The sequence below is a fragment of the Mesorhizobium sp. B2-5-7 genome, from assembly GCF_006440875.1.
In the GTDB taxonomy this organism is placed as follows: domain Bacteria; phylum Pseudomonadota; class Alphaproteobacteria; order Rhizobiales; family Rhizobiaceae; genus Mesorhizobium; species Mesorhizobium australicum.
In genome coordinates, this window is sequence record NZ_VFUO01000002.1 from 653,491 (window position 1) to 665,651 (window position 12,161).

The following is a 12,161-nucleotide window of genomic DNA, read 5'->3' on the forward strand; positions in this document are numbered from 1 at the left end:
AGGCTTTGGTGTAGCGAAGACACCTTAAGAAAGCGTGGGTGGGGAGGGCGTGCGTAATGGCTGAGGGTCGACGAACGGTGAAGGTGCCGCACAGGCGCGGCGCCGTTTGTCGCCCAGTCGGATCTACCGGCGGCGCGCCTCTCCGCGCGTTGCGACATGGTCGATCGCGCAACGGCTGATACCGATGTCCTTCAGCATGAAACCGGGCATGGCCTCCAAGCGACGCCGGCCATGCCGCAGGTGCCATCCGTGTGCAAGCCAAGCGGTAACGGCCATCAGGCGCGAAGGCCGGGTGCGCGGCCTCGCCAGGACGACATCGATTTCGGGCATGATTTCTCCTCGCGATGCGCGCGAAAGGCCTGCCGGGACTGGACCGGCAGGCCGGGTGCCGTCAGTCGGCCTTTTTCATGGCGTCGCACGAGACGTTCGGGTTCATGTCGGCGAAGGCGCCGGTCGGGTTTTGCTTCCAGGCCCAGACATGAAGTTCGTAGAAAGGGCCGAGGCCATAGCGGTTGGGAGCGCTGTTGAAGTTGAACAACTGGCCTCCGAGCGAGGCCGGACCCTTCGCGGTGATGTATTCGACGGCCACCAGCTTCAGCGTGCCATCGGACATCGGCTCGTACATCACGGCCTCCGGCTTGGCGAGGTCGATCGCATCGTCCTTCAGATAGGCGCCATTGACGTAATGAATGCCCATGGCGCCGCCAGTGATGCCACTGGCGCAAGGAATCGGCGCATAGCCCTCGGCGGTGGCCGCCGCGACGTTCACGAAGCGGCTGTTGGCCGCCCGCACCTCGTCGGCAAGCGGATTGTCCTTCCCCGCCGATGCGGCGGTGGAGGCGATCGACGTGATGAACAGCGCGGCAAGGCGCCAGAAATTGACGTTCATTTTGTTCTCCATTGATTGTTGATGATCCGGCAGGCGCCCAGGCCGGCCAGCAAGGCCAGGCCTGGCTGCAGACGCCCGCGGCATGGGATTGGCAGTACGGGACGGGTTCGATCCTCGTCCATCCCGTCTAACCGGACCGCGGTCTCATTGGTGCCACCACCAATATTCCCAGTAGTCCCGCCGCATCTCGTGCTCCGGCAGACCGACGTCCCGTCTCAAATAATCGTCTTGCGGAGGCAGGCGCCCGCGCCGGCCTCGCAATGGCGATAGCAGCGCGGAGACAATCCGCGATGCGAGACCGCGCCGGTGGGGTGCAGGGTCGAACGCCATGCCGGCGGCCGTTTCGGGAGGGAACAACAGGGAAAACCGCCCGCTATCATTGCCCAGGACAATTTCACGCTCATGGCTCCATCCTTGCTCCATTGGATCAGCGATAAAAGTAGGGGTCCAGGACCCTCACCTCCGTGATCTTGTCCACCGGCAGGGAATTCTTCTGCGCCGTGCTGCGGATGGCCTCCGGCGAGGGGGCGTCGTAGATGCAGAAACTCTTGCTCTTGTCGGGCGAGACGAAGGACTGCACCCAGGTGACCCCCTTCTCGGCATTGCGCATGATGATGCCGCCAAGCGCCGTTGCGCCGATGTCGTTCATCGGCAGGTTGAGTCCGTCGGGGAATGTCCGTTCGATCAGATAGCGAGGCATGGAATGGCTTCCTTTTACGATTGATTCACGCTCGAAATGAGCGCGGTCGGAGAAAAACCATGGCCTTCGAAAGCGCGCATCGGAGCCTTTCCCCATATTTCGCGGGACGATTCCCTATGTTTTCGACGTTCGATCTTGGAGCCACACTGCGGATACCGAAGCGTGGGTATCCTGGGGGATGGGGCAGACGACGATACTCATGGGCCAGTAACGATGCTTCTGGAGCGGCAGGCGCAACTTGATCAGTTGGAGGAACTGCTCGCGGCGGCGGCGCGCGGTCGCGGCCGCGTGGCGGCATTGCTGGGCGAGGCCGGCGCCGGCAAGACGGCACTCGTCGAGGCGTTCGTAAGCGGTGTTGGGCAGCACGTTTCCATATTCCGCAGCGCCTGCGAGGATCTGTCGATCCCCGATCCGCTGGGACCGCTCTACGATCTGGCCCGGGATGCGCAGTGGGCACTGCCCCGGGCGATCGATGACCGGCAAGGCCAGCGGCTGCCCCTGTTTTCAGACGCTCTCGAGGTTTTCGAGGCGAGGTCTCGGCCGGGCCTGCTGGTCATCGAGGATATGCACTGGGCCGACGACGCGACCCTGGATTTCGTCCGTTTCCTGGGCCGACGCATCGCCAACACGCATATGCTGGTGCTGTTCACGGCACGCACCGACCGCAGCGAAGGGCAGATGCGCGCGCGTCGGGTGCTCGGTGAAATTCCGGCCGCCAACGTCCAGCGTATCGAAGTGCCGCTGCTTAGCGAAGCGGCGGTGTTGTCGCTTGCCGAAGCCGCCAACCGCGACGGCAGCGCAATCTATCGCGCCACCGCGGGCAACGCCTTCTTCGTCACCGAGTTGCTGGCTGCCGAAAGCGAGATGATCCCGCCGGCCAGCGTCCGCGACGCTGTGCTGGCGCGTGCCGAGCGCCTGTCGCCGGGCGGGCGCTCTATGCTCGACGCGGTGTCGGTGTTTCCACGCCGCGCCGATGTCTGGGCGCTGCGCGGCCTCTGTGGTGTCGCCAGCGCAGGCCAACTGGCGGAATGTGTCTCGAACGGCCTGCTCGACGATCTCGGCGATGGCTATGCCTTCCGCCACGAGATCGCCCGTCGCGCCGTCGAGATGGCGCTGACGCCAAGCCATCGGCGCGAATTCAACCAGCGCGCGCTTTCCGCACTGCAGGAAAACGCCGAGGTGGCTACGGCAAGACTTGTCCACCATGCGGTGGAGGCCCAGAATTTGGAAGCGGTGCGCGAGCTTGCCCCGCTCGCGGCGCGCGAGGCTTCCCGCGTCGGCGCGCATCGCGATGCGGCCGGCTATTACGAGGTCGCCCTGCGGCACGCCGACAGCCTGCCCATGGGCGACCGGGCGAGGCTTTACGAAGGCTATGCCTTTGAATGCCATCTGATCGGCCGCATCGATATGGCCATCGAGGCGCAGGGCCAGGCGCGGCGGTTGCAGCAGGCGTTGGGCGACACGCTCAGGGAGGGCGACAGCCTCAGATGCCTGTCGCGCTTCGCCTATCTGGTGGGTGACCGAGAACAGGCGGACCTGTTCGGGGCACAGGCGGTGGAATTGCTGGAACAGGCGCCGGCCAGTCCGGAGCTTGCCATGGCCTATTCCAATCTCTCGCAGCTGGCGATGCTGGCCGAGAAGCTCGACGAGACGCTGCTGCTCGGCTGCAAGGCAGTCGGTTTGGCCGAACGGTTGAACAAGCCGGAGATAGTCTGTCATGCGCTCAACAATCTTGGCTCCGCCGAGCAGTGGCTTGACCTGGCCAAGGGCCGTCTGCACCTCGCCCGCAGCCTTGACATCGCGCTCGGGCAGAATTTCCAGGAGCACGCCGCACGCGGCTTCACCAATTGCGCCTGCGCCGAAATGAACCAGCTCGACCTTGTCCGGGCGCAATCCTTTCTCGACCGGGGCATTGCCTATTGCGTCGAGAATGATCTCGCGACCTGGCGCGACTATATGCGGGGCGTGCAGGCGCAATTGCTTTTGCGACGCGGCCTTTGGGACGATGCGGCCGCGATGGCTCACGACGTCATCGACGATAGTGCGACCACGGCCCTGGTGCGTTACCCATCCTTGGTCGCGCTGGCGAAATTGCGCATAAGACGAGGCGATCCGGCCGCGCCGTTGCTGGACGAAATGAAGCGGTTCCTAGACAAAGGAATGGAGCTGCAGCGGCTGGTCCCCTACACGGCGTCGATGGCCGAACTGGCATGGCTCGGGCAAGGCGACACCGAAGAGGCACTTCGCCTGATCGATCTGGCCGAAAGCCTGTCGCCGACGAGGGCGATGTTCGCCGAGTTGGCCGTCTGGCGGCTGCTCTTGTCACCTGAAAGCGATCCTGGCGACACGACCGGCATGGCGGAGCCCTATCGCCTGCTGCTCACCGGCGACTGGCGTGGTGCCGCGATGCTGTGGGCCCGGCTGGGCGCTCCGTTCGAACGGGCGCTCGCCCTGCTGTACGGCGACGAGCCGGCGCTGCGCCTGGCCCTGGACATATTCGAAGGGCTCGGTGCCCGGCCGGTGGCCCAGCACGTCCGCGCCGTCATGCGGCAGAATGGCGTCCATAACATCGCCAGGGGACCGCGGCAGAGCACACGCGCCAATCACGCTGGCCTGACGCTTCGCCAAATGGAGGTTCTGCACCTGATCGAGCGCGGTTTCTCCAATAAGAGAATCGCCGAGCACCTAACCATCTCACCGAAGACCGTCGATCATCATGTCTCAGCGGTGCTGGGCAAGCTGGACGCCGTTTCGCGCGGCGAGGCAACCGCCGCGGCGCGCGATTCCGGGCTGATCTGACAATATGGGAGCCGCCCCGGATCAGAAGTCCGGGGAACACCGATCCTGCAGGTCTTTACGCGAAAGTCCCGTGGCAGTGCTTGTATTTCTTGCCGGAGCCGCAGGGGCAGGCTTCGTTGCGGCCGACCTTGCCCCAGGTTGCGGGGTTGTTAGGGTCGCGGTCCTCGGGAGCGACGATGGCGGTGCTTTCCTGGCGTACCAGAAGGGCCGTTTCGCCGCCTTCGAAATCATTCTCGCCAGTGGTGCCGTCAATATGCGTGCCGAACATGTCGGGCGCTTCAGGCGGCGGCGCTTCGGCGGCCTGGCGGACCAGTTCGACGCGCATCAGCTGCGCGGTGACGGCCTGGCGCAGATTGCCGAGCATCGCCTGGAACAGCTCGAACGCCTCGCTCTTGTATTCCTGCAGCGGATCGCGCTGGGCGTAGCCGCGGAAGCCGACGACCGAACGCAGATGGTCGAGATTGACGATGTGCTCGCGCCACAGATGGTCGAGCGTCTGCAGCACCACGGAGCGCTCGACATAGTTCATCACCTCGGGACCGAAACGGTCGGCGCGTTCTTTTGCCGCGGCGTCGGCGGCTTGAGAGATGCGCTCGCGAATGTCGTCCTCGGCGATGCCTTCTTCCTTCACCCAATCCTCGATCGGCAGGTCGAGATTGAGGAATTCGGCGACCTCGGCCTTCAGGCCGGCGACGTCCCACTGTTCGGCATAGGCGTTTTCGGGAATGGCCTTGGCGACGATCTCGTCGATGACGCCCGCGCGCATCTCGCCGATGGTCTCCGAAAGGCCCTCGCCGTCCATCAGCTCGATGCGCTGCTCGAACACCACCTTGCGCTGGTCGTTGGAGACGTCGTCATATTTCAACAGGTTCTTGCGGATGTCGAAGTTGCGCGCCTCGACCTTCTTCTGCGCCTTTTCCAGCGCCTTGTTGATCCAGGGATGGATGATGGCCTCGTCTTCCTTGAGACCGAGCTTCTGCAGCATGCCGTCCATGCGCTCGGAGCCGAAGATGCGCATCAGATCGTCCTGCAGCGACAGGAAGAATTTCGATCGGCCGGGGTCGCCCTGGCGGCCAGAGCGGCCTCTGAGCTGATTGTCGATACGGCGTGACTCGTGGCGCTCGGTGGCGAGCACGTAGAGGCCGCCGGCGGCCAGCGCCTTTTCCTTCAGGCGCTCGACGTCGGCATTGATTTCCTTTTCGCGCGCTTCGCGTTCGGGGCCTTCCGGCATGTCGCCCAGCTCCTCGGCAATGCGCATCTCGGCATTGCCGCCGAGCTTGATGTCGGTGCCGCGGCCGGCCATGTTGGTGGCTATGGTGATGGCGCCGGGCTTGCCCGCCTGGGCGACAATTGCCGCTTCCCGCTCGTGATGGCGGGCGTTCAGAACCTCGAAATCCGTGAAGCCTTCCTTGCGCAGGCGCTCGGCCAACTGCTCGGACTTTTCGATCGAGGTCGTGCCGACCAGTGTCGGCTGGCCCTTGGCGCTAGCTTCGCGGATCTCCCTGACGATCGCCTTGTACTTCTCCTCGACCGTCCGGTAGACCTCGTCGTCCTCGTCCTTGCGGATGACCGGCAGGTTGGTCGGGATCTCGGTGACTTCGAGACCGTAGATGTTGCCGAATTCCTCGGCTTCGGTCAGCGCCGTGCCGGTCATGCCGGAAAGCTTCTTGTAGAGGCGGAAGTAGTTCTGGAAGGTGACGGAAGCAAGCGTCTGGTTCTCCGGCTGGATCGCCACGTGTTCCTTGGCTTCAAGCGCCTGGTGCAGGCCTTCCGAATAGCGGCGGCCGGGCATCATGCGGCCGGTGAACTCGTCGATGATGACGATCTCGCCGTTGCGCACGATGTAGTCCTTGTCGCGCTGGAACAGCCGGTGCGCCTTCAGCGCGTTGTTGACGTGGTGGACGATGGCGACGTTCTCGACGTCGTAGAGCGACTCGCCCTTGAGCAGGTCGGCATCGCGCAGCATGTTCTCCAGCTTCTCGGTGCCTTCCTCGGTGAAGATCGAGGTCTTCTGCTTCTCGTCGATCTCATAATCCTGCGGCTGCAGCTGGATGATGAAGGTGTCGATGGTGTTGTACATTTCCGAACGGTCCTCGAGCGGACCGGAAATGATCAGCGGCGTGCGCGCTTCGTCGACCAGAATGGAATCGACCTCGTCGACGATCGCGTAATTGTGACCGCGCTGCACCATCTGGGCGCGCTCGTACTTCATGTTGTCGCGCAGATAGTCGAAGCCGAGCTCGTTGTTGGTGGCGTAGGTGACATCGGAGGCGTAGGCGACGCGACGCTCCTCGTCCGACAGGCCGTGGACGATAACGCCGACCGAGAGGCCGAGGAATTTGTAGACGCGGCCCATCCATTCGGAGTCGCGGGTGGCGAGGTAGTCGTTGACGGTAACGACATGGACGCCGTTGCCGGCGAGCGCGTTGAGGTAGACCGGCAGCGTCGCGACCAGGGTCTTGCCCTCGCCGGTGCGCATCTCGGCGATGCCGCCATTGTGCAGCACCATGCCGCCGATCAGCTGGACGTCGAAGGGGCGCATGCCAAGCACGCGGCGCGCGGCCTCGCGGGCGGTTGCGAAGGCTGGGATCAGCAGATCGTCGAGGCTGGCGCCGTTGGCGATATCCTGGCGAAATTTTTCCGTGCGGCCGGCAAGCTCGGCATCGGAGAGCGCCCGCATCTCGTTTTCCATGGCGTTGATCGCCTCGACACGGGGGCGGGTCGATTTGACCCGACGGTCGTTGGAGGAACCGAAAACCTTACGGGCGAGACCGCCGAGACTGACCATCCAATGGTCCTTTCGATAGAATTCTCAATCTTGAGACAGGCGCCGGCCGGCCCCATCACATCCACGTGAACGCACCGCCTGAATACGGGCAAACACAAAAAGCGCCCGGAAAACGGTTCTGGACGCCAAGTCGATGGACAGATAAGAGGGGGCTCAACTGATGTCAACGCCGCGCTGGCCCTGTCGGTCGCGCCAAATTCCGCCACAATCTGGCTGATCTGGAAGCCACCCTCCCTACAATCCCTGACCGGAGTCATCCTTATGTCCTTGTTGTTCAGCCGTGCGTCGCTTGCCAGCCTTGGCCTGGCCCTCGGCCTGTCGGCTCTTTGCCTGTCGCCTGTCACGGCGCAGGAGACCGCTCCCGCTCCGGCCGCCCCCGCCGCGCCGGCGGATGCGGCTGCCCCGGCCGCAGCGCCGGTCGACCCGAATACGGTGATCGCCACCGTCAACGGCCAGCCCTTGACCGAAGCGGATCTGGTGCTTGCCGAAGGCGAGCTGTCGCAGCAGTTCGCGCAGTTGCCGCCCGAGCAGCGCCGCGCCGCGGCACTTTCGGCGGCCATCGAAATCCGCGTCATGGCAGCCAAGGCGGTCACCGACGGTCTCGACAAGGATCCTGACTTCCAGCGCCGCATGGCTTTCCTGCAGCAGCGCGCCCTGCATGGCGAGATGGTCGAGAAGGGTGTGGTCGACAAGGTCACCGACGCCGAGGTTCGCGCCCGCTACGACCAGGAAATCGCCAACACGCCGCCGGTCAACGAGGTGCATGCCCGTCACATCCTCGTGAAGACGAAGGAAGAGGCCGAGGCGATCATCAAGCAGCTCGACGGCGGCGGTGATTTCCAGAAGCTCGCCAACGAGCACACCAGCGATCCCTCGGGCAAGTCCAATGGCGGCGATCTCGGCTGGTTCGGACCTGGCCAGATGGTGCCGGAGTTCGACAAGGCGGCCTTCGCGCTCGAGGTCGGCAAATACACCAAGGAGCCGGTGCAGACGCAGTTCGGCTGGCATGTCATCAAGCTCGAGGACAAGCGCGCCAAGCAGCCGCCGGCCTTCGACGACGTCAAGGACCAGGCCAAGCAGGCGGTCATCCGCGACAAGTATTTCGCGCTGGTCAAGTCGCTGCGCGCCGGCGCCAAGGTCGAGATCCCCGACGCCAATCTGAAGAAGGCCGTCGACACGCTGGAAAGCGCCAAGTAGGACGCAATCGTGAAGGCGCGGCGAGTGATTGCTCGCCGCGCCTATTTTTTTGCCGTTTTTTAGCGCCTGGGCGTGACGATGCCTCGCGTGACATAGCCAACAGCGGTTCGTATCGTGGCTTCATTCACGTCGAGGCGGTTGGTCAAAAGATGCTTCCAGGCGAAGGACCCGATCAGATCGGCGACCACCTCTGAATCGATATCGTCGGCAATTTCACCCCTTGCCTTGGCGCGGTCCACGATCTGGCTGTTGTGAGTCCGGCGCCCCGTGGCATAGCCGGCGAGCGCCGCGCCGGCGGTCTCGTCCGATTGCGCCTCGGCAATCAGCGACCTGTACACGCTGCCCGAAGGCGTGTCGCGCCAATGCGCGAACAGGTTTTTCAGGAAGCCGACGAGGTCTTCTTCCAAGCTTCCGCTGTCTGGGATGTCGACGCGTTTCTGGCGCTGATAGACTTCGAGCAGCAATGCCGCCTTGCTTGGCCACCAGCGATAGATGGTCGGCTTGCCGGCGCGCGCGCGGCGCGCCACGGCCTCGATCGAGAAGCCGGCATAGCCGCCTTCGACCAGCACTGCCTCGGCCGCCTCCAGAATGGCGTCCGCGCTGTCGGGATTGCGCCGCGCACCGATCGATCTGCGCGCCGTATCCGCCTCCTCGGCCATGCCTTTCGTCCTCGTTTCAATTCGCTGGCAACGATAAGTGATCCCGCCTGCCCAATGTGGAAGATCATAGCGCCACGGACCCCGGCGACGCCAACAGATTTGAAATGCAAGCTTGATCCTGAACGGGTTTGCCCTCCGCGGGAGCGACGAAAACGCGCTTGCACCGGCTCGCCGTATCGGGCAAACCGGCCTTCCCTTGCGATTTTCCCGCCCGAGGTCTGCATGTCCACGACGATTTCCCCGCTTGCGCCGAAGAAATACCCCAAAATGCCAGAAATCGAAGGGGTGCGCATCGCCACCGCCGAAGCAGGGATAAAGTACAAGGGCCGCACCGACCTGCTGGCCATGGTGTTCGATGCAGGCACCGCGGTCGCCGGCGTGTTCACCAGGTCGAAATGTCCCTCGGCGCCGGTTGATTTCTGCCGCCAGAACCTTGGCTCGGGCAAGGCGCGGGTGCTGGTCGTCAATTCCGGCAACGCCAACGCCTTCACCGGGCAGAAGGGCCGCGAATCCACCGCGCTGACGGGCGAAGCGGCGGCGAAGGCCGCGGGCTGCACGGCAGGCGAGGTTTTCCTGGCCTCGACCGGCGTCATCGGCGAACCGCTCGACACGGCCAAGTTCAGCCATCTGCTCGCCGGGCTGGTCAGCGACGGCAAGCCGGACCTGTGGACAGAGGCGGCAAAGGCCATCATGACCACGGATACATATCCGAAAGTGGCGACGGCGACGGTCAAGCTCGGCGACGCCGATGTGACCATCAATGGCATTTCCAAGGGCGCCGGCATGATCGCGCCCGACATGGCGACGATGCTGTCCTTCATCGCCACCGACGCGCCGATCGCGGCTCCTGTCCTGCAGGACCTGTTGTCGCGCGGCACGGCCAAGACGTTCAATGCTGTCACCGTGGACAGCGATACCTCGACCAGCGACACGCTGCTGTTGTTTGCCACCGGCAAGGCGGCAAAGCGCGGCGCGCCCGAGATCACCGATCCCAGGGACGCCCGCCTTGGCCAGTTCCGCCGGGCGCTCGGCAAGGTGCTGAAGTCGCTGGCGTTGCAGGTGGTGCGCGACGGCGAGGGCGCCCGCAAGCAGGTCGAGGTCACCGTCACCGGGGCCAAGTCGGCCCGCTCGGCCAAGCGCATCGCGCTGTCGATCGCCAATTCGCCGCTGGTCAAGACGGCGGTCGCCGGCGAGGACGCCAATTGGGGCCGCGTCGTCATGGCCGTCGGCAAGGCCGGCGAGCCCGCGGATCGCGACCGGCTGTCGATCTGGTTCGGCGACAATAGGCTGGCGCATGAGGGTGAGCGCGACCCCAGCTATTCGGAAGAAAAGACCTCGGCCTATATGAAGCGCGACGACATCCGCATCCGCGCCGATATCGGCATCGGCCGCGGCAAGGCGACAGTGTGGACCTGCGATCTCACCAAGGAATATGTCGCCATCAATGGCGACTACCGGAGCTGATCGCCTTGGTTTCGCGTCATCCCGCAAGCATGCTCGCGACCGTGCGCCGCTATGAGGCGGCCGGCTTTCGCGCCTGGCCCGCGGCCGCCGTCCACTATGACGGCACCTGGGTGGTGCGCCTGACCGCCGGTCATCCGGCCAAGCGGCTGAACTCGGTCAATCCGCTCGATCCCGGCGACATCCAGCACATCGCCGACCGCATCGGCCGCGCGAGCCGCCGTTTCGACGCGTACGGCCGGCCGCTGACGTTCCGCATGTCGCCATTGTCGGGTCCCGATCTTGCCAGTCATCTCGACAAGGAGGGCTGGAGTCGGTTCGACGAATCGCTGGTCATGCGGCTGCCGCTGGCCGACGCGCAGCTCGACGCCGCCATGGACCAGATCCCGCTCAAGGACATCAGCCGCTTCATCGGCGCATTGCTCAAGGTCAGCGGCTCGGACGTGTCGCTGCGGCCGGGCCTGTCGGAGATCATCGGCGCTATCCAGCCTGAAGCCGGGCTGTTCGCACTCGAGGATGGGACGGAGCCGCTGGCGACGCTGATCTGCGTGCATGACGGCGATCTCGCCGGCCTGTTCGAGGTCGCTACCGACAAGGCGGCGCGCAACAAGGGCCACGGCCGCAACCTGATCCTGTCGGCGCTGAAATGGGCGAGGCTGCGCGGCGCGCGGGAAGCCTGGCTGCAGGTCGAGGCGGGCAACGCGCCGGCGCTGGCGCTCTACAGCGCGCTCGGCTTCGAGGAAGTCTATCGCTATCACTACCGCCGGCCCGCTGTTCATGGGTGAAGTCGGGCATGAATGATGTGAAATCCAGCGGCAAGCGCCTGCTCCTGGTCGCCGCTTGCGCGCTGGTCGATGCCGATGGTCGCGTGCTGCTGGCGCAGCGGCCGCAAGGCAAGCAACTCGCCGGCCTGTGGGAGTTTCCCGGCGGCAAGGTCGAGGCCGGCGAGACGCCGGAACAATGCCTTATCCGTGAACTGCAGGAGGAGATCGGTATCGAGACCGAGATCCCATGCCTGGCGCCGCTGACCTTCGCCAGCCATTCCTATGACGACTTCCACTTGCTGATGCCGCTTTTTGTCTGCCGCCGCTTCCGCGGCATCGCCCAGCCGAGGGAAGGGCAGGCGCTGAAATGGGTGCGGCCCAAACAGATGCGCGACTATCCGATGCCGCCGGCCGATGCGCCACTGATCCCCTTCCTGATCGATCTCCTTTGAGGATTTGATTGGACCACCGTCCATATCAGCCAGCGTTAATGGAAGATTTATCTCATCATGAAAAATTGATGCATGGCCGTTTTTTCGTGCGGCCGCCGTCATTTCGCTGGGGAGCGATAGAATGAGCCTGGACAGGGATTGGGATTCGATCCGGCCCGAGCGCGGCTTTCGTGTCGCTGATGCGGGCATGGGCGTCCTGCGCCTCACGCTGCTGTTCGGATCGGCCGCCGTGGCGCTGGCGTTGATCGCGACCCCTTTCCTCGACAGCCAGGCGCGTTCGCAAACGGCCCGCGACGGTTTCCCCGGCCTGGACATGACGGCTACCGGTTCGATCAGCCATCGCAGCACCTATACGGTACGCCGCAGCGTGCTGCAGGCCGATCCGGGAGGCGTCTGCATTATCCGTTCCGATGGCAAAAGCAGTGGCGACTGCTGACAAGGCCAGGACATTT

At 64.4% G+C, this 12,161-nt stretch carries 11 protein-coding genes; 6 read left to right on the top strand and 5 right to left on the bottom strand.

Annotation, left to right across the window (positions count from 1 at the left end; genetic code table 11):
* Positions 1–123 precede the first annotated feature (123 nt).
* The 3 genes from FJ543_RS10640 to FJ543_RS10655 all read right to left on the bottom strand — a co-directional run bounded on the left by FJ543_RS10640 (position 124) and on the right by FJ543_RS10655 (position 1,589).
* A complete protein-coding gene (locus FJ543_RS10640) occupies positions 124–330 on the bottom strand; it encodes a DUF1127 domain-containing protein (RefSeq protein WP_015315579.1) in 207 nt (68 codons plus the stop codon).
* Between the two features lie 61 nt (positions 331–391).
* Positions 392–889, bottom strand: coding sequence for a hypothetical protein (locus tag FJ543_RS10645; RefSeq protein WP_015315580.1), 498 nt, complete (start codon positions 887–889; stop codon positions 392–394).
* Positions 890–1,316: 427 nt separating this feature from the next.
* A complete protein-coding gene (locus FJ543_RS10655; protein ID WP_023770749.1) occupies positions 1,317–1,589 on the bottom strand; it encodes a DUF4242 domain-containing protein in 273 nt (90 codons plus the stop codon).
* A 213-nt stretch (positions 1,590–1,802) separates the two neighbouring features.
* Between FJ543_RS10655 and FJ543_RS10660 the strand changes: the two genes are divergently transcribed.
* Positions 1,803–4,388, top strand: coding sequence for an AAA family ATPase (locus FJ543_RS10660; RefSeq protein WP_140874997.1), 2,586 nt, complete (start codon positions 1,803–1,805; stop codon positions 4,386–4,388).
* Between the two features lie 55 nt (positions 4,389–4,443).
* Here the strand turns inward: FJ543_RS10660 and secA are convergent, their stop codons facing one another.
* Positions 4,444–7,176: a preprotein translocase subunit SecA gene (gene secA / locus FJ543_RS10665; protein WP_015315583.1), complete on the bottom strand. Its 2,733-nt coding sequence runs from the start codon at positions 7,174–7,176 to the stop codon at positions 4,444–4,446.
* A 261-nt stretch (positions 7,177–7,437) separates the two neighbouring features.
* Between secA and FJ543_RS10670 the strand changes: the two genes are divergently transcribed.
* Positions 7,438–8,373, top strand: a complete 936-nt coding sequence (locus tag FJ543_RS10670; protein ID WP_140874999.1) for a peptidylprolyl isomerase — start codon at positions 7,438–7,440, stop codon at positions 8,371–8,373.
* A gap of 59 nt (positions 8,374–8,432) precedes the next feature.
* Here FJ543_RS10670 and FJ543_RS10675 read toward each other — a convergent pair whose 3' ends face one another.
* Positions 8,433–9,032 (bottom strand): TetR/AcrR family transcriptional regulator, encoded by a 600-nt coding sequence (locus FJ543_RS10675; protein ID WP_140713089.1) that lies wholly within the window; start codon positions 9,030–9,032, stop codon positions 8,433–8,435.
* Between the two features lie 222 nt (positions 9,033–9,254).
* On the opposite strand from FJ543_RS10675, the gene argJ reads away from it, so the two are divergent.
* The 4 genes from argJ (at position 9,255) to FJ543_RS10695 (ending at position 12,145) form a co-directional block, all read left to right on the top strand.
* Positions 9,255–10,496, top strand: a complete 1,242-nt coding sequence (gene argJ, locus FJ543_RS10680) for a bifunctional glutamate N-acetyltransferase/amino-acid acetyltransferase ArgJ (protein WP_015315586.1) — start codon at positions 9,255–9,257, stop codon at positions 10,494–10,496.
* Positions 10,497–10,525: 29 nt separating this feature from the next.
* The gene (locus FJ543_RS10685) at positions 10,526–11,278 is read left to right on the top strand and encodes a GNAT family N-acetyltransferase (RefSeq protein WP_140787931.1); all 753 of its coding nucleotides are present in this window, start codon (positions 10,526–10,528) and stop codon (positions 11,276–11,278) included.
* Between the two features lie 8 nt (positions 11,279–11,286).
* Positions 11,287–11,709 carry a (deoxy)nucleoside triphosphate pyrophosphohydrolase gene (locus tag FJ543_RS10690; RefSeq protein ID WP_140616862.1) on the top strand — a complete coding sequence of 141 codons (423 nt, stop codon included), beginning with the start codon at positions 11,287–11,289 and terminating at the stop codon, positions 11,707–11,709.
* A gap of 121 nt (positions 11,710–11,830) precedes the next feature.
* Complete coding sequence (locus tag FJ543_RS10695; RefSeq protein ID WP_015315589.1) at positions 11,831–12,145, top strand: hypothetical protein; 315 nt, start codon at positions 11,831–11,833, stop codon at positions 12,143–12,145.
* The last annotated feature ends 16 nt before the right edge of the window (positions 12,146–12,161 follow it).